We start from the raw sequence: 20,864 nt of genomic DNA, 5'->3' as shown, positions 1-20,864 counted from the left end.
TCGCCTACCAGTCTATGGGTCGCGTCTCGCCGACGAGACAGCCGCCGGTGCCGAGCGCCGGCCGCACCGCGCTGTGGTAGCCGCCGGACGCCGGTCCGTACTGGCCGACGAGGCACTCGCCGCCGAACAGCACCGCGAACTGCACCGAGTCCGCCTGCAGGTCGACCGTGGTGCGATCGGCCGTGACCTCCATCTTCGACTTGTCGAAGCCCGCAGCCACGAGCGCATCGATGAAGTCGCGCCCGCCCGCAGAGCCGTTCGCCGCCACGACGCCGAGGTTCACGGCGTCGAAGAACTGGAGGTTCTCGGATGTCGGGAGGTCGGGACGCAGGGTGGGCGCAGCATCCTCGGCGGCCGGCGCCGTGCCGGTCGGCGCGGTCGGCGCCGTGGTGGCGGCGGGCGGGGTGGAGGGCCCGGTCGATGTCACCGGTGGCGGCGCGGCGGTGCATCCGGCGAGGCCGACGATGAGCGCGGCCCCGGCGAACGCCAGGACCGCGGTGATGTCGAGACGCCGTGCCATCGCTCCCCTTGTTCCGGTGGCGGCGACCGCCGGCGTCGTTCCGGCGGCGGCGACCGCCCGAGCCGAGTCTATGCGGTGGGCACCGCGCTCGTCCGGGCGGCCGGGCCGGCTCGCTCAACCGGCTGCCGCGAGCTGCGCATCGTCGATGCCGGACAGGTCGGACTCACCTGCCGCGGCCTCGTCGAGCCCTGGCGCGTCGTCTCCGTCGATCGTTTCGACGGCCTCCGAGCTCGACGCGACCCCCGGCCATCCGCCCGCGTCGGAGCCGGTGGCGGGCCGGTCGGGCTCGGTCGCGCTCTCGCGTCGCACCTTGATGAGGGTCGTCGTGCCCCAGGCCAAGTCGTGCCCGATCGAGTCGGCCTCGATCTCGATCGCCGTGCCGGACTTCTCCCCGCTCTCCCATGCCCGGAGGCGGAGTCGGCCCTGGACGACGACGCGATCGCCTCGGTGGACGGAGACCGCGGTGTTCTGCGCGAGCTGGCGGAAGCCGGAGACGGTGTACCAGTTGGTCTCGCCGTCCTCCCACGAGCCCTTCGTGCGATCGAAGTACCGCCGGGTCGAGGCCAGGCGGAACGAGGTGATCGCGAGACCCTGCGTGGTGACGTGCATGCGCGGGTCGCTGCCCACGACCCCGGTGACGGTGATGCTGTCGGTCATTGTCTGTGCTCCTCGGTCTGCGCCACCGCGGATCGGCGGCTCGCGGCATCCGGGGCTGCTCGTGCCTGACCATGCCCCGGATGCCGCGTCGCACCAGCATCACCGGCGGGCGGGCGGCACGAAGCGCACGAGGACGCCCCCGTGCGCGGCGTCCGGCACGGGGGCGTTGTCGAGGACGAGTCGATCAGGTGAGGACGTAGTCGGCGTACGACCGCCGGATCTTGTTCACCTTCGGCAGCGCGACCGCGAGGCAGTACCCCTGCCCCGGGTTCTTCGCGAAGAAGTCCTGGTGGTACTCCTCGGCGCGGAAGAAGTCGCCGAGCGGTTCGATGGTGGTCACGACGTCGCCGGGCCACCAGTCGGCGGCCCGTTCACGCGCCGCCTCGAAGGCCGCACGCTGGTCGTCGTCGGCGAAGAACATCGCCGACCGGTACTGCGTGCCGACATCCGCCCCCTGTCGATTCAGCTGGGTGGGATCGTGCAACGTGAAGAAGACGTCGAGGATCACCTCGCGCGGGATGACGTCGGGGTCGAAGTCGACACGCACGGCCTCGGCGTGGCCGGTGCTTCCGGTGCACACGGCCTCGTAGCTCGGGTCGGGCGCGGTGCCGCCGGTGTATCCCGACACGACGTCGTCGACGCCCCGGAGAGTGCGGTAGACGGCGTCGAGGCACCAGAAGCAGCCGCCGGCGAGAACGTAGCTTTCCATCGCCATAGAGTAACGGGATGACTTTCGTCGCGATTCCCGAACGGTACGACCGCATGCGCTACAACCGCGTCGGGAGAAGCGGCCTCAAGCTCCCCGCGCTCTCGCTGGGCCTCTGGCACAACTTCGGCCACGACCGTCCGCTCGACACGCAGCGTGCGATCGTCCGGCGCGCGTTCGACCTGGGCATCACGCACTTCGACCTCGCCAACAACTACGGGCCGCCGGCGGGCAGCGCCGAGGAGAACTTCGGGCGACTGCTGGCGACCGACCTCGCGCCCTACCGCGACGAGCTCATCATCTCGTCCAAGGCGGGCTACGACATGTGGCCGGGTCCGTACGGCGACTTCGGCTCGCGCAAGTACCTGCTGTCGTCGCTCGACCAGAGCCTCGGCCGCCTGGGACTCGAATACGTCGACATCTTCTACTCGCACCGGCCCGACCCTGAGACGCCCGTCGAGGAGACGATGGGGGCGCTCGCGAGTGCCGTGCGCCAGGGCAAAGCGCTGTACGTGGGCATCTCGAACTACGACCCCGAGCAGACGCGCGCCGCGGCATCCGCGCTCGAAGCCGAGGGCGTGCCGCTGCTCATCCACCAGCCGCGGTACTCGATGTTCGACCGCCACGTCGAGGACGGGCTGTTCCCGGTCCTCGAGGAGGTCGGCGCGGCGAGCATCGTCTTCTCGCCGCTCGCGCAGGGCCTGTTGACCGACCGGTACCTGTCGGGCGACGTGCCGGCGGACTCGCGCGCAGCGACGAGCCGATTCCTCTCGCCCGAGGAGATCAGCGCCGAGTACCTCGAGCGGATGCGCGGACTCGACGCCATCGCGAAGGAGCGCGGCCAGAGCATCGCGCAGCTCGCCCTGTCGTGGGTCCTCCGTGAGCCGCTGGTGGCGAGCGCCCTCATCGGCGCATCGAGCGTGGCACAGCTCGAGCAGAACGTCGCCGCGCTCGACGCGGCGCCGCTCGACGACGACGAGATCGCGCGCATCGAGCCGTTCGCGGCGCACGGCACCGCCCTGGGCTGAGGGGCGCACGCTCCGGATGTCGGCGGCTCCGCCTAGCCTCGTCGCAGACGCAGGGCCGGCTGCACGATGAGAGGAGCGTCATGTCTGCACCCGTGCTCGCCGCCCCGCGCGAGACCTTCCCGGCCGCACCGCCCGGCCTCACCATCACCGCGGTCGGCGCCGGACTCTGGCGGGTCGCCCTCCCGGGCGGACCGGTGCTCGGCCACATCGAGCGCCGTACCCACGGCGACGTCGAGCGCTACGCGGCACGACGGCTGGTCGGGGGCGGCGTCCGCGCGATGGCCCTCGGCGAGTTCTGGTCGGCGGCGGATGCCGCGGAGTGCTTCCGCTGACCATCGGCCGCCGTCATCCCGGGCACGCCGTCGCGCCTCGGCCGTGCGGGCACCCGCCACGGGTAGCCTGCCCACATGCAGTGGTGGAACGACCTCATCTCCTGGCTCACCTCGAGTGCCGCCCGACCGGCGGTCTTCGCGGGCGTGGTGCTCTTCGTCGCGGTGCTCGCGGCCGGGCTGCTCGCCGCGTGGATCGCGTCCGCCGCCATCCGGCGGGTCATCGCGCAGCGCGACCGGGAGGCGAAGACCGCAGCCATCGCGGCCTTGGTCGACGCGGCCACCGAAGCATCGGTCTGGAACTCGCTCACCCCGCAGGAGCAGGTGCTCGCGGATCGCGCCGTCGGCCAGGCCGACATGGTCGTGCGCCTGTTGCCGATCCGCGGTTCGGACGTCGCCGCCAACTGGGCGGCCCACCAGCTCCACGAGCTCAAGCGGGCGTCGGCCACGTTCGGCTACCAGCTCGACCCCGCCGTCGTCGAGTTCCGCGACCGCCTGCTGGAGTGGCAGCGGCATCCGTCGCGCACTCGCAAGCAGTTCCAGAACGACCTGGTGCGCTGGCGCTCGCAGCGGCAGGAACCTGAGCAGACCGCCCTCGAGGCCCAGGATGCGTGGGTGGCCGAACAGCACCACGAGCGCTATCAGTCGACGGCGACGATCGAGCCGCAGCCGGGCGAGCCGGCAACGGCAACGGCCCCGACGCCGACGCTCGACGACGCCCGGGCCTAGCGGGCTCCGGGCCGCAGCTCGCTCAGATCCACCAGTCGTCGAACATCGAGACCGGCACCGCCCGCTTGTGGCGGGTCTGGAGGAATCGGGCCTCGATGCGATCGGCGATCTCGGGATCGATCTCCTCACCCTCGAGGTAGGCGTCGATGTCGTGGTACTTCAGGCCGAGGTTCGCCTCATCCGACTGCCCGGGGTTCCCGTCGAGCAGATCGGCCGTCGGCACCTTCAGGTAGATGCGCTCGGGCGCCTCGAGGTGCTGGAGCAGCGCGCGACCCTGGCGCTTGGTGAGCCCGGTGAGGGGAAGCACATCGGCTCCGCCGTCGCCGTACTTGGTGAAGAAGCCCGTGACCGCCTCGGCCGCATGGTCGGTGCCGATCACGAGCAGGTGGTTCTCACCGGCCAAGGCGTACTGCGCGACCATGCGCATGCGCGCCTTCACATTGCCCTTGCCGAAGTCGCTCAGCGTCACGCCGGTGGCGTCGAAGTACTCCTCGCCGAGACCGTCGACCGCGCCCTGGATGTTGAACTCGATCGACTCCTGCGGCTGGATGAACTCGAGGGCGACCTGCGCGTCGGCCTCGTCGTGCTGCACGTCGTACGGCAGCCGCACCGCGACGAACCGGGCGGCGTCGCCCTCGTCGACGAGCTCCTCGACCGCCATCCGGCAGAGGCGTCCCGCCAGCGACGAGTCCTGGCCGCCGCTGATCCCGAGGATGAAGCCGGCGGCGCCCGTCGTTCGGAGGTAGGCCTTGAGGAAGTCGATCCGAGCACGTACCTGCTCGGCGGGGTCGATGACCGGGCTGACATTGAGTTCGGCGATGATGCTCGCCTGCAGGTCGCGCATCCCTCGACGATACCGCCGACGTGTTTCGCGGACGCAACACCGCCCGACGCCGTCGCGTGATCTCGGCCGTCGTGGCCGCGCTCCGCTAGCATCACGGCAGGCGCGGACCGCGGCGCCGGATCCGGGGGGTGCGACGTGGAGGTCTCGATCGGCACGCTGGTGCTCGTCCCGGCGGTCGCGGTCGCGGCGCCGCTGCTCGTGCGCGCCTTCGGCCGGGTGGTGGCGATCCCGCTCGTGGTGTTCGAGATCCTGCTCGGCCTGCTGCTCGGACCGGCCGTCCTCGGTTGGATCGTCCCCGACGACTTCCTGTCGTTCCTCTCGGAGTTCGGGCTCGCGATGCTCTTCTTCCTCGCCGGCAACGAGATCGACTTCGCGACGATCCGTGGGAGGCCCATCACGCGCGCGGCGATCGGCTGGATCATCTCCCTCGCGGCCGCGTTCGGCATCGCGGTGACCTTCGCCGCGCACGCATCCGCCGCCGTGTTCATCGCCATCGCGCTCACATCGACCGCACTCGGCACGATCATGCCCGTGCTGCGCGATTCCGGAGACCTCAGGACGCCGTTCGGCATCGCGGTCATCGCGCTCGGCGCCGTGGGCGAGTTCGGTCCGCTGCTCGCGATCTCCATCTTCCTCGGGGGTCGGTCACCGCTCGTGGCGATGCTCGTGCTGCTGGCCTTCGCGCTCGTCGCCGCCATCGCCATCTGGCTCGCGGCTCGAGGTGCCGGCCGGCGACTGCACCGGATCATCACCGCGACGCTGCACACGAGCGGCCAGTTCGGCGTCCGGCTCGTGGTGCTCGTGCTCGTCGTGCTCGTCGCCCTCAGCCTGGTGCTCGACCTCGACATGCTGCTCGGCGCGTTCACCGCCGGAATCCTCTACCGGATGCTCATCTCCGGCGCGCCCGAGCACGACGTCGAGATCATGGAGGGCAAGATCGAGGCGCTCGGCTACGGCTTCCTCGTGCCGATCTTCTTCATCTACACGGGCGTGACGTACGACCTGGAGGCCCTCTTCGCCGATCCGTGGACGATCGCCCTTCTCGCCATCAGCATCGTGCTGCTGCTCCTCGTCCGCGGCGTCCCGTCGTTGCTCGCTGCGCCGCCCGGCTCGAGCCGCGCCGATCTCGTCGCGACCGCGTTCTTCGGCGCGACCGGGCTGCCGATCATCGTCGCCGTCACGGCGATCGGAGTGGATCAGGGTGACCTCTCGACCGGCACGGCGGCAGCGCTCGTCGGTGCCGGCATGCTCTCGGTGCTGCTCTTCCCGCTCATCGCGTTGACCGTGCGCCGCAGGTCCCCGGATGCCGCGGCGCTGAAGCCCGACGACGACGTGCACGTGCCCACAGAGGGCTGACTCGGCGGCGCCCGGTATGCTGGCCGGGTCGGCCCCCGTAGCTCAGCGGATAGAGCAGCAGCCTTCTAATCTGTCGGTCGCAGGTTCGATTCCTGCCGGGGGCACCGCGCGGCAGTCGGATGCCGCGAACGCGAGCCTCCCGATCGACCGTCACGCGTCATCCGCCGGGTTCGGGGTCGCCATCTGGGACATACAGCACATCCGCCGCATCCCGCGGATGGAATCGTTCCGCGAAGTCGCGCTCGTTCGGCGTCCATACGTCCTCCCACAGTCGGTCGTGGTCCTTGCCGGAGCGATGGTCGCGCGCCTTCCCGCGGACCGTCGCGACGTCGAGCTCGACATCGACCCACACGCGCAGGTCCAGCGCCCCGTCGAGATCGGGATGGAACAGGCCCACCGCATTGATGACGAGGACCTCGGCCGCGGGCAGCGGCTCGGCGGAGGCGAGGGCGGCCGTCAGCCAGTCGTAGCGGCGGAACGTGCTCGGAGTACCGGCGCGGAAGGGATCGACCACTTCGCTCCGCAGGCGCATCCGCTCCACCGCGGACCAATCGGTCGAGCGTTCGCCGGCGAGGGTCGGATCGACGAAGTCGTCGCCGCGCATCCGGGCGCTGCCGCGCACCGTGTCGACGAGGCGGCGCGCGAGGGTCGACTTGCCGGCCCCGCCGAACCCCGAGACACCGACCACCGTGCGCGTCCGCTGCGCTCGCACCGCATCGATGGCGTGCAGGAGCTCGTCGAATGTCGCCACCCGCCCAGCCTAGGAGCGTGGACGCGCGCACGGGCCGAGTGCCTGTCCGACGCCCCCGGTAGAATCGCCGCATGGCAACCCCGAGCGACCGACTGGTCTGGATCGACTGCGAGATGACCGGCCTCGACCTCGAGGTCGACGAGCTGGTAGAGATCGCCGTCATCATCACCGACTACGACCTCAACCCCGTCGATGCCGGGCTCAGCATCGTCATCAGGCCCGACGCGAGCGCCCTCGAGAACATGGGCGAGTTCGTGCGGGCGATGCACACCGAGTCCGGGCTCATCGAGGAGATCCCCAACGGCGTCAGCGTCGCCGAGGCCGAGTACGAGGTGCTCGAATACGTGCTGAAGCACGTTCCCGAGGAGCAGAAGGCGCCGTTGGCGGGCAACACGATCGGCACCGATCGCTCGTTCCTCGCCAAGTACATGCCTCGGCTCGACGGTCACCTGCACTACCGCAACGTCGACGTCTCCTCCATCAAGGAGCTCGCCAAGCGCTGGTACCCGCGCGCGTACTTCAACTCCCCCGCCAAGAACGGCGGCCACCGGGCCCTCGCCGACATCCTCGAGTCCATCCGCGAGCTGCAGTACTACCGGCGCGCGATCTTCGTCGCCGACCCCGGCCCATCGAGCCAGGAGCTGCAGTCGCTCGCAGCCTCCGTGGTGGACGAGTTCGAGGCCAAGGTGTAGTAGTCTCTTTGAGTTGCCAGATCGCCTCGGCGGTCGGTACATGGTGGGTATAGCTCAGTCGGTAGAGCGCCTGGTTGTGGTCCAGGAGGTCGCGGGTTCAAGCCCCGTTACTCACCCCAAGTCATCCCACGCCTCCGAACGGAGCAGGTCGTGCAACTCGATGCCGAAGCGTTCGAGGCGATGGTGGTCGATGAGCTCGACCGATTGCCGGACGACATGGTCGACGGACTCGAGAACGTCGTGTTCGTCGTCGAGGACCGACCCGAGGACGGATCGCTCGACCTGCTCGGCCTCTACGACGGCTACGCGCTGACCGAACGCGACCGCTACGGCATGGGCGAGATGCCCGACCGCATCATCCTGTTCCGCGAGCCGCTGCTCGCGATCGCGGCCGACGAGCAGGAGCTCCGCGAGGAGATCCACGTCACCCTGGTGCACGAGATCGCGCACTTCTACGGGATCGACGACGACCGGCTGCACGACCTGGGCTGGGCGTGATCCGGGCCGGGTTACGCTGAATCCCATGACCTCCCCCGGCCGGATCATCGGCATCGTCATCGGCGCCGTCGCGATCCTCGGCATCGGCGTCTACGGCCCCGCGATGCTCCTCGGGCCGCTTCCCGAGGTGTCGGTCTCACTCGAACCAGCTGCCACGTCCGCCGCCGAGGTCCCGGCCCTCTCGTTGCCCCAGGCGGGGGCGAGCGCGATCGCGGTGGTCGGAGACGACGGCGCCGGTGAGACCGTCGCGACGGCCGGCGACCCCGCGGCCGTGCCGATCGGCGGCGCCGCGAAGATGGTGACGTTGCTCGTGACCCTCGATTCGCTGCCGCTTCCGGCAGACGGCGCCGGACCGGCCATTCCCATCGGCCCCGAGGACTACACCGACTACCTGCGGTACTCGGGCGAGGGATCCAGGTCCCTGCCGGTCTCCCCTGGCGAGACCTGGACGGAACGCGATGTCGTGCGGGCCGTGCTGCTCGCCTCGAGCAACAACCACGCCGACACCCTCGTCCGCTGGGCGTTCGGCGGCGTCGAGCCGTACGTCGAGGCGGCCAACACCTGGCTCGCCGAGCAGGGCTTCACCGCCACCCGGGTCGACGATGCGACCGGGCTCTCCGGCGACAATGTCGGCACCGCCGATGAGCTCGCGCGCCTGGCGGCCCTGCTCCTCGCCGACGGCCAGCTCGCCGCGATGCTCGACGAGCCCGGCGCCGCGCCGCTCGGCGCCCGCAACGTGCCCGATCTCGTCGGCCGCGAGAGCGACGGCGATGTGCGCGCGATCACGCGCAGCTTCACCGACCAGGCCGGCCTCAGCTACGTGTACACCGCCGAGCTTCCCGTCGTCGAGGGCGTGGACGGCGGCCCGCGACGCATCACGGGCGCGATGCTGCTGATGCCCGACTACGAGACGCTCGACCCCGCCGTCGTGACCGCGGTCGAGTCGGCCGCTGCGGCGTCCGCGCCGGTGACGGTCATCGCCGCGGGAACACCCTACGCCCGGGTCGAGGCGCCGTGGGGCGACCAGGCCGACCTCGTCGCATCGGTCGATCGGTCGGATGCCGCGTGGGGCAGCGCCTTCGGCGAGGCATCCGTCTCGGTCGACGACTTCTCTGTCGCACCAGAGGGACGCGAGGTCGGACGGGTGAGCGTGCCGACCGCGGCCGGGGAGATCGCGTCACCGCTCCGGCTCGCGGGCGACATCCGCGATCCCGGGCCGGTCTGGCGCCTCACGAACCCGGCGACCCTGATCGGAGCCTTCTTCGCCGGCCAGGAGGACTGACCGCACGGTCGGCCGTCAGTCGTTGTCGTCCTCGTCGAACTCCACGGGGTCGGAGTCGTCGGCGTCGAAGCGGAAGCGCACCCGCAGCTGCCCGTTGACCTGGCGCTCGTCGACCGCGTCGTACCAGAACAGCGACTCCAGCCCATCGACCGCGGCCATCATGCCCACGCGCGACTCGGCCTTGCCCCCCACGAGGACGCGGTGTTCGAACTCACCCTCCAGCGGGCCGTCGATGAATTCGGCGACGTACTGTGCTGCTCCCGTGTCTGCGCTCATGGGACTACGTTAGCCCTCGGGATCGGGGCGTGCACAGGAGCCGCACCCGCGACCGGCTCGGGCTCGACCCGTCCGTCGGGCGCGGCACGGAGACGCACCGCCGCACGCCGCTCGGGCGAGGTGCGGTGCACGTATCGACGCCACTGGCGTTCCCAGAGGTCCCAGAACGGATCGTACGCACCGTCGTCACGGTCGAGGGCTCGTCGTCGGCGCACCGCATCGGGCGCATCGATCCAGATGCGCACGGCGTCGGGCGCCGACGCCCCCGCGGCGAATGCGCCGCATCCCTCGATGATGAGCGCGCGGCCGGGGCGCACGCGCTCGAGCGCACCCGGGCGATCGCCGGCCCAGTCCCACCGCCGCCAGCCTCCGATGGCGCCCCGACGACGCCGATGCACGAGCGTCCGGGCGAGCGCGTCGCCGGCGCGCTCGAGACCGTGCCAGCCGGGGTAGGCGTCGTCGAGGCGCACGAGCACGGGGGTCGCACCCGGCCAGTTCGCCCGAAGGGCATCGGCCAGCGTCGACTTCCCTGCGCCGCTCGGTCCGTCGAGGAGCACGAGCGGGGCCCGGATGCCGCGGGCCGCCGCAAGGGCGACGCGGACCGCGGCGGCCGTCGGCTCCCCGTCGGGGTCCCGTGCGGGGGTCGTCCCGATCACGCTCGCGGCATCCCTCGCGCGTCACGACCAGATGACATTCCAGCTCCCGGTGGCGATCGCGGCGGTCGCCGACGCGGCGGCGACGAGGCATCCGACCGCGACGACGACCCACTCGGCGCGCCCGAAGTGCGCCGTGCGAGCCCAGGTGCGCTCGCCCGGCGCCCCGAATCCGCGAGCTTCCATCGCCGTCGCGAGGGTGCTCCCCCGCCGGATGGCGAGCACGAGCATGGCGAAGGCCTGTCCGAGCCCACGACGCACCGCGCCGTGATCGGCGATTCCGCGAGCACGGCGGGCGAGGCTCAGGGTGCGCCAATCGTCGATCGACGAGCCCACGAGCCGGAGCGCCGCGAGCGCACCGAGCACGAATCGCGCCGGCAGGCGGAGCGTCTGGGCGAGCCCGTCCGCGAGGTCGGTCGGGTCGATCGTGAGGAAGAGCACGACCGCGGGCAGCGCGATCGCGATGACCCGCGCCGTGGTCGCGATCCCGATCTGCACCGAGCCCTCGGTGACATGGACGATGCCGAACTCCCAGAGGACCGCGCCGGACGGCGCGCCGTAGAGCACCATGCTGATGCCGGTGAGCGGCGCCGCGATCCAGACCGGAAGCGTGCGCGGCGACCACAGCAGCGGTCCGAGGCCGATGGCCGTGAACAGGACGATCTCGCAGAGGATCGCGACGGTCGCCGAGACCGCATCGAGGGTGAGCACGAGCACGATGCTGAGCGGCACCGTGGCGGCGACCTTCGCGACGGGATTGACGTTCGCGAGCGGCAGGTCGGGACGGACGGCGGCGATGCTCATCGGCGATCCCCGTGCTCGGCAGGGGCCACCCGGCGCGCGCCGATCTCGAGCCGGCGGTCGGCGACCGCGTCGACGAACACGTCGTCGTGGGTCACCGCGACGACCCCGATTCCCTCGTCCCGAAGCCCGACGATCAGGCGCGCCAGCTCCCGCCAGGTGGAGGCGTCCTGCCCGAACGTCGGCTCGTCGAGCACCAGCATGCGCGGTCGGGTGGCGATCGCGCCGGCCACCGAGAGCCGCCGCTTCTCGCCGCCCGACAGCGTGAACGGGTTCGCCTCGGCGAGCCGCTCGAGTCGCAGGGCGGCGAGCAGCTCGTCGACTCGTGCGGTGCGCTCCACTGCACCGAGCCGGAGGGCGCGCGGCCCGACCTCGAGCTCGGCCCGTACCGAGCCGGTGAGGAATTGGTGCTCGGGGCTCTGGAACACCGTGCCGATCCGCGTGAGCAGATCGCGTGAGCGCCAGCGCCAGGGCGCACCGCGGAGTCCGTCGGCGAGTGCGGCGCTCGGCTCGAGCCGGCCGCCCTCGGCTCGGAGCAAGCCCGCGATCGTGAGGGCGAGCGTCGACTTGCCGACGCCGTTCGGCCCCGTGATCGCGAGGATGCTCCCCGCGTCGACGCGCAGGTCGGCGCCGCGCAGCAGGGGCGAGCCCGGGATCCGCGCGACGTCGAGACCCGCGGCGGTCAACAGCGGATGCCCCGCTGCCGCTTCGGGCCGCGGCGCGCGCCACGGCACTTCGCCGGGAAGCCACACGCCGGCGGCGCGCAGCTCACCCGAACGGGAGGCGACCACGTCGCGTGGCCGCCCGTCTGCGAGCAGCCCGCCCGCTGCGCCGAGCACGACGACGCGGTCGACGACGGGCAGCCAGGTGGATACGCGATGCTCGATCACGACGAGCGTCGCCCCCGTCTCGTCCACGACACGGGCGACGGCATCGCGCACCTCGCGGACGCCGTCGGGATCGAGGTTCGCGGTCGGCTCGTCGAGCAGGATGATGCCAGGGCGCATCGCGAGCACACCGGCCAACGCGAGCCGCTGCCGTTGCCCGCCCGACAGCTGGGCGGTCGCGTGATCGAGGGGCAGGTCGAGTCCCACCGCGTCGAGCGCCCGCGTCACTCGCGGCCAGATCTGCTCGCGCGCGACCCCGAGGTTCTCGAGGCCGAACGCCACGTCGTCGCCGAGCCGCGCCATCACGACCTGCGCGTCGGGATCCTGCAGGACGAGGCCGGAGCGGCCGCGCGACAGCGAGGCCGGCCGGCCGTCCACGAGCAGCTCGCCGATCGCCTCGCCGTCGTCGTCGCCGCCGAGCACGCCGGCGAGGCCGTGCAGCAGCGTCGACTTGCCCGACCCCGACGCACCGAGCAGCAGCACCCGTTCTCCGGGGCGGATCTGGAGGTCGAGGTCGCGCACGGCGGGCTCGCGACGCCCGCCGTGCCGCCAGCCCCAGCCCCGCGCCGTCACCGACGCGGGGCGGGGCGACGACGCGTCTCGCGTCGGCACGTCAGACCGTCCGGAGCTCGCGTCCCGCGGCGAACCGATCCAGCGCCCCGGCCCGGGCGAGGCCGCGCACTGCGAGCCACGATAGGCCGCCGGCGATCACGGCGCCGCCCACGACGGCGGAGACGGTGTAGATGATCGCGAACGCGGGCGCGGCACCGGCGTACCAGAGCACCAGGTCGTTGATCGCCATCGCGAGGCCGGCGCCGGCGCCGGCGAGCAGCGCCACCGGAAGCCGCCAGTTGCGATACAGGAAGATCGCGAAGACGAGCTCGGCGCCGAGGCCCTGAACGAGCCCGGCCTCGATCGTGAGGAGCCCGCCCCACTGGCTTCCGATGAGCGCGGAGACGGTGGCGGCGACGATCTCGGTGTAGATCGCGGCGCCCGGCTTGCGGATCACCAGCGCACCGAGCACGCCGGCGATGAGCCAGACGGCGGCGGGCGCCGCCTGCAGGCCGGGGAGCACGGCCTCGATCGGCGCCGAGATCGGGCCCCAGACGACGCCCCAAGCCCAGAAGACGACGCCGACGGCGACGCCGATGACGCTCGCGACGACGATGTCGACGACTCGCCAGCGCAGTCGTCGCGCATCGGGGCGCACGGTGGAATCGGATGAAGTGGTCGTTGCGTGCACTGTCGTGCCCTTCCGTTTCGATGAAAGAGGCACGGGAAATGAGATGCGCTGCCCTCCCTGCGCTGGCATGACCCAGATCAGGTTCGACGGTCGAAGGTTGAGAACCTTCCTCTCAGCCCGGCTCACCGGACTCCCGTGTTCGACATCGAGTATACGCTGGCGGACGCGCATCGGTCGGGCATCGCGTTACGCGTGACGTCACCTCGCGAGCGACGGCGGCCGGTGGTCGGGATCAGTGCTTCAGCGCGCGAATGATCGCCTTCAGTGCCTTGCCGGTGACCCAGATGAAGGGAGTCGCCACGAGGATGAGCCCGATGAGGTTCGGCTCGAAGCGCACCTCGCCGCGCTTGCCGACGTATGCGCCGAGCGGAATGGAGATTCCGCCGCCGCCTCCGCCGCTGCCCTGCCCGTGGAGTTCCCTCGAGCCGGTGCCGCTCGACGCCGTGCCGGCGTCTGCGTCGGTGGTGCCGCCCCCACCGCCGAACCCGTAGGAGCCGAGCGCCACGGGGATCACCGTGGTGCCGTCGATGTCGATGGGTTCCCCGTAGGACGTCTTCACTCCGACGCCGGCGACGGTCTGTGCGAGTTCCAGTACGAGTTCAGCCATGCGGCCACGCTACTCGCGGTTGCCTCGGCCTACCACCCCCAGCCCGCGGCGGCGGTGGCCGCGGGGTCGTCATCGTCGGGGTCGGTGCGCGACCCCGCGGCACGGCGCTCGCCACCGGGCCGGACGAGCGTCGCCGGGCGGACCGCACCTGTGCCGAACTTCGCGGTGACCCGGTCGATCGTGCGCTCGGCGTCGCGCCACTCCTCGTCGGGATCCCACAGCATCGATCCGCTGCCGGACGGCCTCAGGTGCTCGGCGCGCACGCCGATGAGCCGCACCCGCTCGCCGTCGCCGACCAGCTCGGCCAGGGCGTCGGATGCCTCGTCATAGATGCGACGCGCGACATCCGTGGCCTCGCCCAGCGTGCGCGACCGCGTGACGGTGCGGAAGTCGCCGTAGCGCAGCTTGAGGGTCACCGTGCGCCCGACGAGGCCGGCCTTGCGCAGGCGAACGGCGACGTTGTTCGACAGCCGCAACAGCTCGCGACGGATCTCGATCGGGTCGACGAGGTCGTGGCCGAACGTGTTCTCGTGGCCGATGCTCTTCTCCGTGCGCGTGGTGTGCACGTCGCGGGGGTCGATGCCGTTGGCGAGTCGGCTCAGCCGCGCGGCGAGCGCGGGACCCACCGAGCGCTCGAGCGCGTCGTAGGGCATCTCGGCGACATCGCCCACCGTTCTCAGGCCGACCCTGGTGAGGGACTCCTCGGTCACGCGCCCGACGCCCCAGAGCGCGGACACGGGCAACGGGTGCAGGAACTCGATCGTCTGCGCCGCGGGCACGACGAGCATGCCGTCGGGCTTCGCGCGACTCGACGCCACCTTCGCGACGTACTTGGTCGCTGCGACGCCGATGGAGCAGCTCAGGCCGGTCTCGGCGCGGACGCGCTCGCGGATCGTCCAGGCGATCTGGGCGGGACTGCCGTGCAGGCGGCGTGCGCCCGACACGTCGAGGAACGCCTCGTCGATCGAGAGCGGCTCCACGAGCGGCGTGATCTGCTCGAAGATGCCCATGACCTGCTTCGAGTAGCTCGAGTAGCTCGCGTAGTCGCCGCGAAGCACCACCGCGTTCGGACAACGCTGAAGCGCGACCGACATCGGCATCGCCGAGTTCACGCCGTAGCGGCGTGCCTCATAGCTCGCCGCAGCGACCACGCCGCGCCCCGCGGTGCCGCCGACGAGCACCGGCTTGCCGCGCAGATCGGGTCGCTTGAGCAGTTCGACGGAGACGAAGAACGCATCCATGTCGACGTGCAGGATCGGGGTCGCCGAATCGTCGACGGGACCCGTCGTGACCTGCCGCGACGAGCCGTCCTGCTTGCTCATGCTGCGACCCTAGTCCCTGCCGCCGTCATCGGTGGTCCGGGCGCGACCGGAAGCGGGGCGCCGCGCGAACGGGCCGGACTCAGAAGCCGAAGTCGCCGCCGCCGCCGAAGTCGCCGCCGCCGAAGTCGCCGAACCCGCCTCCGCCGACGTCGCCGCCACCGTCGTACCCGCCGGCATCCGCCGAGGCGTCAGCACCGGCGTCGGCACCGGAGTCGGAGCCCGTGTCACCGGAACCGTCGCCACCCGCCTCGAACGCCGAAGGGTCGGGCAGGAACGCCTGGGCGATGGCCGAACCGATGACGACACCGGCGATGGTGCCGAGCATCGAGCTGCCGATCATGGCGCCCATCGACGGACCCGCCTGCATCGGTCGGCCGTTCGCGGAGGCACCCGCGAACGCGCGCTCCATGCTTCCGGGCTGGCGCATCTCCGAACGCGTCGCGGCGCGCGCGAGCGCGGCCGGATCCTCGGACGTGATGCGCTCGCCGGCCGGGGCCTGCTCGGACAGTGAGACGTACACCTGGTGGCGCTGCTCGGGCGTCAGCTTGGCGAACGCCTCCGCGTGCACCGCCTCGATGGACTCGGGCGGCGCGGTGCGCAGCAGGTAGCGGTAGCGCTCGATCGCCAGTTCGTCCTCGCTCAGCTGTCGGGCCTGCGGCACGGGCGGCGCCGGTGGGGCGGTGCGCTCGTCGGGAGCGCCGAACAGTCGGTCCAGGAAGCCCATGGTGTCCTCGTCAATCGTTCAGGGGACGACCAATCTATGGCCGCCAGCATCAAGTCGCCTGTGAGTCCCCGAATGCCCGCTGCCGCCGGTGTGCGCGGCATCCGCAGATCTCGGCCGAGTCGCCCGGTCCTGCCCGCGCCGGATCGTGCGACACTTGCGGTAAGCCAGCCAAGCCGAGTCGGAGGGGCCGTGAGCGAGTCCAGCGCAACCCGTTCCGCCTCCCCCATGCCCGGCCGAACGGCGCGCGATCCCGTGATGGATCTCGTGCGCGTGCTCTGCGTGGTGGTGGTGGTCATCGGCCACATGCTCATGATCGGCGCGGCGGTCGTTCCCGGCCGCGGGCTGGTGGTCGAGCGCACGCTCCTCGAGACGAGCTGGATCGGCCCGGTCACCTGGATCGCGCAGATCATGCCCCTCTTCTTCGTCGTCGGCGGCTTCGTCGGGATCGGCGCCTGGCGCCGCATCGAGGCATCCGGCGGAACCGCGGCCGACTTCATCCGCTCCAGGATCCTCCGGCTGGCACGTCCGTCGATCGCCCTCTTCGCGGCGCTGGCGGTCGCTGTGCTCGTGATGCACCTCACGGGCGTCGACCCCGAGTCCATCCGGCTCATCGGGATCGGCATCACCTCGCCGCTGTGGTTCCTCGCGGCCTACTCCTTCGCGCAGGCATACCTGCCCGGACTCGCGACCTTCCACGCCCGGGCGCCCTGGTGGACACTCGCCACACTGGTCGCGGGCGCCGTGGCTTGCGACGTGCTGCGATTCGCCACCGGATTCGAGGCCCTCGGCCTGCTGGACATGACCTTCGTCTGGCTGTTCGCACAGCAACTGGGCTTCTGGATCGCCGACGGCTGGTTCCGGGCCAGGTCTCCGGCCACCGTGGCGGCGATCGGCGCCGGAGCCTACCTGGTGCTGTTCGGGCTCGTCGGGATCGGCTATTCCGGCAACATGCTGGACAACCTCTACCCGCCGACCTTCGCGATCGTCGCGCTGGCGCTCGGGCAGACGTGCCTGATGCTGCTCGCGCATCCCGCCCTGACCCGTCTCATGGCGCTGCGATCGGTGCAGGTGGTCGTCGCCACCGTCGGATCCCGCATGATGACGATCTACCTGTGGCACGTTCCGGTGCTCGCGCTGGTCATCGGGCTGCTGCTGCTCACGCCGCTGCCCACGCCCGCCGCCGGTTCGGCCGCGTGGTGGTGGACGAGGCCCGTGGTCTTCGTGGCGGTGGTCGTGGTGCTCGCGGCGATCTCGGCACTGTTCGGTCGGCTGGAGCGTCCGTCGCCGATCCACCACCCGTCCGATTGGGCGACCGGGCTCGCAGCCGCGTGCATGGTCATCCCGTCGTTCGCGCTGCTGGCCTGGGGGCTCGACTTCCTCGTGGCGGCGTCGAGCGCGCTCATCCTCGCCGCCGCCGTGCTGCTGATGAGCCCGCTCCCGGCGCGGGTGCGGGAGCGCGGCCCCACGGGTCCGACGGCCGTGACGCCCTAGCATCCGCCTCGGCGCTTCGGCCGCCCGAGCGATGAGGCGACCGAAGCGTCGCGGCGATCAGCCCTGGGCGCGCTCCAGCACGAGCTCGCGCACCCGCGCGGCATCCGCCTTGCCGTGCATGGCCTTCATGACGGCGCCGATGACCGCACCGGCCGCCTGCACCTTGCCGTCGCGGATCTTCGCGAGCACGTCGGGCTGCGACGCGAGCGCCTCGTCGATCGCCGCCACCAGCGCACCGTCGTCGGACACGACGGCGAGCCCGCGGGCCTCGACGATCTCGCGCGGCGATCCCTCGCCCGCGACGACGCCCTCGAGCACCTGACGCGCGAGGCGGTCGGTCAGCACGCCCTCGCCGACCAGCGCCGCGAGCTCGGCGACCTGCTCGGGCGTCGCGAGCGACGCGGCATCCGTCTGGCCGGCGTTCGCGAGACGGGTCAGCTCGCCGGTCCACCACTTGCGGGCGGCAGCGGGCGTCGCCCCGGCTGCGACGGTCAATGTGACCTCGACGAGCAGCCCGCCGTTCACCACGTCCTGGAACTCGAGGTCGGTGAAGCCCCATTCGCCCTTCAGCCGGCGACGACGCGCAGCCGGCGGCTCGGGAAGCACCGCCCGCAGCTCCTCGATGAGCTCCCGCGACGGCTCGACCGGCAGGAGGTCGGGCTCGGGGAAGTACCGGTAGTCGTCGGCATCGGACTTCGGCCGCCCCGGGCTGGTCGTGCCGGTGTCCTCGTGCCAGTGACGGGTCTCCTGCGTGATCGTGCCGCCCTTCGCCAGGATGGCGGCCTGTCGCTGGATCTCGTAGCGCACGGCTCGCTCGATCGAGCGGAACGAGTTCACGTTCTTCGTCTCGGTGCGCGTGCCGAGGGGTTCGGTGCCGCGCGGGCGCAACGAGACGTTCGCGTCGCAGCGCAGGTTGCCGCGCTCCATGCGCGCCTCGGAGATGCCGAGCGAGAGCGCGATGTCGCGGATCGTCGAGACGTACGCCTTGGCGAGCTCGGGTGCGTCGGCCTCGGCGCCGAAGATCGGCTTCGTGACGATCTCGACGAGCGGCACGCCGGCGCGGTTGTAGTCGACGAGCGAGTACTCCGCGCCCTGGATGCGGCCGGTGGAGCCGCCCACGTGCGTGAGCTTGCCGGCGTCCTCCTCCATGTGGGCGCGCTCGATCGGCACCTGGAAGACCCGACCGTTCGCGAGCTCGACCTCGACCGATCCCTCGTAGGCGATCGGCTCGTCGTACTGGGAGATCTGGTAGTTCTTCGCGAGGTCGGGGTAGAAGTAGTTCTTCCGGGCGAAGCGGCTCGACTCGGCGATCGTGCACCCGAGCGCGAGCCCGAGCGAGATCGACGAGCGCACCGCAGCACCGTTGACGACGGGAAGCGAACCCGGCAGGCCCAGGCACACGGGGGTCACGAGCGTGTTCGGCTCCGCGCCGTGGAACGCGGAGTTCGCGGGGTTCGGCGCGGGCGAGAACATCTTCGTGGTGGTGTTCAGCTCGACGTGCACCTCGAGGCCGATGACCGGCTCGAAGAGTTCGAGGGCCTTGTCGTAGTCCATCAGTTCAGCGCGGGCCATCAGACGGCGCCCTCCTCGGTCGCGAGCAGTTCATGGGTGCTGAGATCGGGGGCCCGGTCGAGGATCGGGCCGCCCCACTCGGCGAGCAGCAGCTGTTCGAGCGCGCCGCCGACGTTGTAGAGTCGCGCGTCCTCACGGGCCGGCGCCAGGAACTGGATGCCCACGGGAAGTCCGTCCTCGGGTGCGAGCCCGGCGGGGATCGAGATGCCCGGCACGCCCGCGAGGTTCGCCGGGATCGTCGCGACGTCGTTGAGGTACATGGCGAGCGGGTCGTCGAGCTTCTCCCCGAGCTTGAACGCGGTCGTCGGCGCGGTGGGAGTCGCGAGCACGTCGACGCTCGCGAACGCGGCGTCGAAGTCGCGCTGCACGAGCGTGCGCACCTTCTGCGCGCTGCCGTAGTAGGCGTCGTAGTACCCGGCGGAGAGGGCGTAGGTGCCGAGGATGATGCGGCGCTTGACCTCGGGGCCGAACCCGGCCTCGCGCGTGGCCGCCATGACCTGCTCGACCGTGCCGCCGCCGTCGGGCGTGACCCGCAGTCCGAAGCGCACGGAGTCGAACTTCGCGAGGTTCGACGACGCCTCGGCCGGGAGGATGAGGTAGTACGCGGCGATCGCGTACTCGAAGTGCGGGGCCGAGACCTCGACGATCTCGGCGCCCTGCCGCTCGAGCAGCTCGAGCGCCTCGTGGAACCGCTGGCGCACGCCCGCCTGGAACCCGTCGGAGTCGAGCTGCTTCACGACGCCGATGCGCAGCCCCGCGACATCCGCCCGGCGCACCGCGTCGGCCATCGACGGCCACGGCTCGGGGATCGACGTGGAGTCGTGCGGGTCGTGCCCGGCGATCACGTCGTGCAGCAGCGCCGCGTCGAGCACGGTGCGCGTGACCGGGCCGATCTGGTCGAGCGACGAGGCCAGCGCGATCGAGCCGTACCGGCTCACCGCGCCGTAGGTCGGCTTCACGCCGACGGTGCCGGTGACGTGCGCGGGCTGGCGGATCGAGCCGCCCGTGTCGCTGCCGAGGGCCAGCGGCGCCTCGAAGCTCGCCACGGATGCCGCCGAACCGCCGCCGGAGCCACCGGGGATGCGCTCGAGGTCCCACGGGTTGTGGGTCGGGCCGTACGCGGAGTGCTCCGTGGAGGAGCCCATCGCGAACTCGTCCATGTTGGTCTTGCCGAGCGGGACCATGCCCGCCTCGCGCACGAGGCGCACCGGGGTGGCGTCGTACGGCGGGAGCCAGCCCTGGAGGATGCGGGAGCCGGCCGTCGAGGGCATGCCCTCGGTGACCAGCACGTCCTTGATGGCGATCGGCACGCCCGCGAGGGCGCCGAGCCGGTCGCCCGCCGCACGTCGGCGGTCGATGTCGGCGGCGGTCTCGAGGGCGCGCTCGCCATCGACGTGCAGGAACGCGTGCACGGCGCCGTCGACGGCGGCGATGCGGTCGAGGTGAGCCTGCGTCGCCTCGACCGAGGAGACGTCGCCCGAGGCGAGACGCTCGCCGAGCTCGGCGGCGGACAGGCGGATGAGGTCGCTCACTGCTCCTCCCCCAGGATCGCCGAGACCACGAACCGCGAGCCGTCGGACTCGGGCGCGCCCGAGAGCGCCTGCTCGGGCGACAGCACGTTGTCGCCCACGACGTCGTCGCGGAACACGTTGTGCATGGGGATCGGGTGGCTCGTCGGCGGCACGTCGGGCGTGGCCACCTCGCTCACCTTCTCGACCGCCTGCATGATCTGGCCGAGCTCCGCCGTGAGGTGCTCGATCTCTTCCTCGGTGAGCGCGATGCGGGCGAGGTTCGCGAGGTGGGCGACCTGCTCCGCACTGATTTCGGACATGCTGCTCCGTCGTGTCGGGGTGGGGATGCACCGATTCTATCCGTGGCGCCGCGACCTGCTCTCGA

At 71.5% G+C, this 20,864-nt stretch carries 24 protein-coding genes, 2 tRNA genes and 1 riboswitch; of the genes, 10 read left to right on the top strand and 16 right to left on the bottom strand.

Annotated elements, in window-relative coordinates:
* Window positions 1-4: 4 nt before the first annotated feature.
* The 3 genes from EV187_RS08990 to msrA all read right to left on the bottom strand — a co-directional run bounded on the left by EV187_RS08990 (window position 5) and on the right by msrA (window position 1,886).
* Entirely contained in the window at window positions 5-520 is a 516-nt protein-coding gene (locus tag EV187_RS08990; protein WP_130352715.1) for a DUF6993 domain-containing protein, read from the bottom strand.
* 114 nt (window positions 521-634) lie between these two features.
* Window positions 635-1,177, bottom strand: a complete 543-nt coding sequence (ssb, locus tag EV187_RS18530; RefSeq protein WP_207221793.1) for a single-stranded DNA-binding protein — start codon at window positions 1,175-1,177, stop codon at window positions 635-637.
* Window positions 1,178-1,361: 184 nt separating this feature from the next.
* Complete coding sequence (gene msrA / locus EV187_RS08980) at window positions 1,362-1,886, bottom strand: peptide-methionine (S)-S-oxide reductase MsrA (protein ID WP_130352714.1); 525 nt, start codon at window positions 1,884-1,886, stop codon at window positions 1,362-1,364.
* A 17-nt stretch (window positions 1,887-1,903) separates the two neighbouring features.
* On the opposite strand from msrA, the gene mgrA reads away from it, so the two are divergent.
* The 3 genes from mgrA (at window position 1,904) to EV187_RS08965 (ending at window position 3,969) form a co-directional block, all read left to right on the top strand.
* Window positions 1,904-2,911 (top strand): L-glyceraldehyde 3-phosphate reductase, encoded by a 1,008-nt coding sequence (gene mgrA / locus EV187_RS08975; RefSeq protein ID WP_130352713.1) that lies wholly within the window; start codon window positions 1,904-1,906, stop codon window positions 2,909-2,911.
* Window positions 2,912-2,991: 80 nt separating this feature from the next.
* Window positions 2,992-3,243 (top strand): hypothetical protein, encoded by a 252-nt coding sequence (locus EV187_RS08970; RefSeq protein ID WP_130352712.1) that lies wholly within the window; start codon window positions 2,992-2,994, stop codon window positions 3,241-3,243.
* Window positions 3,244-3,318: 75 nt separating this feature from the next.
* The gene (locus EV187_RS08965) at window positions 3,319-3,969 is read left to right on the top strand and encodes a hypothetical protein (RefSeq protein ID WP_130352711.1); all 651 of its coding nucleotides are present in this window, start codon (window positions 3,319-3,321) and stop codon (window positions 3,967-3,969) included.
* Between the two features lie 22 nt (window positions 3,970-3,991).
* Here EV187_RS08965 and nadE read toward each other — a convergent pair whose 3' ends face one another.
* Window positions 3,992-4,813: an ammonia-dependent NAD(+) synthetase gene (nadE, locus tag EV187_RS08960; protein WP_130352710.1), complete on the bottom strand. Its 822-nt coding sequence runs from the start codon at window positions 4,811-4,813 to the stop codon at window positions 3,992-3,994.
* Window positions 4,814-4,948: 135 nt separating this feature from the next.
* Here nadE and EV187_RS08955 point away from each other — a divergent pair, with 135 nt between their 5' ends.
* Window positions 4,949-6,169 (top strand): cation:proton antiporter, encoded by a 1,221-nt coding sequence (locus EV187_RS08955; RefSeq protein ID WP_130352709.1) that lies wholly within the window; start codon window positions 4,949-4,951, stop codon window positions 6,167-6,169.
* A gap of 31 nt (window positions 6,170-6,200) precedes the next feature.
* Window positions 6,201-6,273, top strand: a tRNA-Arg gene (locus EV187_RS08950).
* A 53-nt stretch (window positions 6,274-6,326) separates the two neighbouring features.
* Here EV187_RS08950 and EV187_RS08945 read toward each other — a convergent pair.
* On the bottom strand, window positions 6,327-6,920 hold the full coding sequence (locus EV187_RS08945) for a uridine kinase family protein (RefSeq protein ID WP_242609514.1): 594 nt from the start codon (window positions 6,918-6,920) through the stop codon (window positions 6,327-6,329).
* Window positions 6,921-6,991: 71 nt separating this feature from the next.
* On the opposite strand from EV187_RS08945, the gene orn reads away from it, so the two are divergent.
* The 4 genes from orn (at window position 6,992) to EV187_RS08925 (ending at window position 9,392) form a co-directional block, all read left to right on the top strand.
* Entirely contained in the window at window positions 6,992-7,612 is a 621-nt protein-coding gene (gene orn / locus EV187_RS08940) for an oligoribonuclease (protein WP_130352708.1), read from the top strand.
* Between the two features lie 43 nt (window positions 7,613-7,655).
* Window positions 7,656-7,731: transfer RNA gene (locus EV187_RS08935), tRNA-His, on the top strand.
* 31 nt (window positions 7,732-7,762) lie between these two features.
* Window positions 7,763-8,110: a metallopeptidase family protein gene (locus EV187_RS08930; RefSeq protein WP_130352707.1), complete on the top strand. Its 348-nt coding sequence runs from the start codon at window positions 7,763-7,765 to the stop codon at window positions 8,108-8,110.
* A gap of 25 nt (window positions 8,111-8,135) precedes the next feature.
* Complete coding sequence (locus tag EV187_RS08925; protein WP_130352706.1) at window positions 8,136-9,392, top strand: serine hydrolase family protein; 1,257 nt, start codon at window positions 8,136-8,138, stop codon at window positions 9,390-9,392.
* Between the two features lie 15 nt (window positions 9,393-9,407).
* Here the strand turns inward: EV187_RS08925 and EV187_RS08920 are convergent, their stop codons facing one another.
* The 8 genes from EV187_RS08920 to EV187_RS08885 all read right to left on the bottom strand — a co-directional run bounded on the left by EV187_RS08920 (window position 9,408) and on the right by EV187_RS08885 (window position 15,905).
* Window positions 9,408-9,668 carry a hypothetical protein gene (locus EV187_RS08920; RefSeq protein WP_130352705.1) on the bottom strand — a complete coding sequence of 87 codons (261 nt, stop codon included), beginning with the start codon at window positions 9,666-9,668 and terminating at the stop codon, window positions 9,408-9,410.
* Window positions 9,665-10,324 (bottom strand): AAA family ATPase, encoded by a 660-nt coding sequence (locus EV187_RS08915; RefSeq protein ID WP_130352704.1) that lies wholly within the window; start codon window positions 10,322-10,324, stop codon window positions 9,665-9,667. The genes EV187_RS08920 and EV187_RS08915 overlap by 4 nt, the downstream gene beginning before the upstream one ends.
* Window positions 10,325-10,345: 21 nt before the next feature.
* Window positions 10,346-11,125 (bottom strand): energy-coupling factor transporter transmembrane component T family protein, encoded by a 780-nt coding sequence (locus tag EV187_RS08910; RefSeq protein ID WP_130352703.1) that lies wholly within the window; start codon window positions 11,123-11,125, stop codon window positions 10,346-10,348.
* The gene (locus EV187_RS08905; RefSeq protein WP_242609513.1) at window positions 11,122-12,621 is read right to left on the bottom strand and encodes an ABC transporter ATP-binding protein; all 1,500 of its coding nucleotides are present in this window, start codon (window positions 12,619-12,621) and stop codon (window positions 11,122-11,124) included. The genes EV187_RS08910 and EV187_RS08905 overlap by 4 nt, the downstream gene beginning before the upstream one ends.
* A gap of 1 nt (window position 12,622) precedes the next feature.
* Window positions 12,623-13,219, bottom strand: a complete 597-nt coding sequence (locus EV187_RS08900; RefSeq protein ID WP_242609512.1) for an ECF transporter S component — start codon at window positions 13,217-13,219, stop codon at window positions 12,623-12,625.
* A gap of 70 nt (window positions 13,220-13,289) precedes the next feature.
* A riboswitch (TPP riboswitch) is annotated at window positions 13,290-13,399 on the bottom strand.
* Between the two features lie 85 nt (window positions 13,400-13,484).
* Complete coding sequence (locus EV187_RS08895) at window positions 13,485-13,859, bottom strand: hypothetical protein (protein ID WP_130352701.1); 375 nt, start codon at window positions 13,857-13,859, stop codon at window positions 13,485-13,487.
* A gap of 29 nt (window positions 13,860-13,888) precedes the next feature.
* Window positions 13,889-15,181, bottom strand: a complete 1,293-nt coding sequence (locus EV187_RS08890; RefSeq protein ID WP_130352700.1) for a DNA polymerase IV — start codon at window positions 15,179-15,181, stop codon at window positions 13,889-13,891.
* Between the two features lie 79 nt (window positions 15,182-15,260).
* Window positions 15,261-15,905 carry a hypothetical protein gene (locus tag EV187_RS08885; protein ID WP_130352699.1) on the bottom strand — a complete coding sequence of 215 codons (645 nt, stop codon included), beginning with the start codon at window positions 15,903-15,905 and terminating at the stop codon, window positions 15,261-15,263.
* A 189-nt stretch (window positions 15,906-16,094) separates the two neighbouring features.
* Here EV187_RS08885 and EV187_RS08880 point away from each other — a divergent pair, with 189 nt between their 5' ends.
* A complete protein-coding gene (locus tag EV187_RS08880) occupies window positions 16,095-17,396 on the top strand; it encodes an acyltransferase family protein (protein ID WP_165391149.1) in 1,302 nt (433 codons plus the stop codon).
* A gap of 57 nt (window positions 17,397-17,453) precedes the next feature.
* Here EV187_RS08880 and gatB read toward each other — a convergent pair whose 3' ends face one another.
* The 3 genes from gatB to gatC are packed head-to-tail and all read right to left on the bottom strand — an operon-like array spanning window position 17,454 to window position 20,799.
* Window positions 17,454-18,968: an Asp-tRNA(Asn)/Glu-tRNA(Gln) amidotransferase subunit GatB gene (gene gatB / locus EV187_RS08875; protein ID WP_130352697.1), complete on the bottom strand. Its 1,515-nt coding sequence runs from the start codon at window positions 18,966-18,968 to the stop codon at window positions 17,454-17,456.
* Window positions 18,968-20,500, bottom strand: coding sequence for an Asp-tRNA(Asn)/Glu-tRNA(Gln) amidotransferase subunit GatA (gene gatA / locus EV187_RS08870; RefSeq protein ID WP_130352696.1), 1,533 nt, complete (start codon window positions 20,498-20,500; stop codon window positions 18,968-18,970). The genes gatB and gatA overlap by 1 nt, the downstream gene beginning before the upstream one ends.
* Window positions 20,497-20,799 (bottom strand): Asp-tRNA(Asn)/Glu-tRNA(Gln) amidotransferase subunit GatC, encoded by a 303-nt coding sequence (gene gatC, locus EV187_RS08865; protein ID WP_130352695.1) that lies wholly within the window; start codon window positions 20,797-20,799, stop codon window positions 20,497-20,499. Before gatC ends, gatA begins: the two co-directional genes overlap by 4 nt.
* Window positions 20,800-20,864 lie beyond the last annotated feature (65 nt).

Origin of the sequence: Agromyces ramosus (genome assembly GCF_004216665.1) — a bacterium.
Lineage (GTDB): Bacteria > Actinomycetota > Actinomycetes > Actinomycetales > Microbacteriaceae > Agromyces > Agromyces ramosus.
The sequence above is the reverse complement of the archived record's forward strand: the minus strand, read 5'-3'. Positions and strand labels throughout refer to the sequence as shown.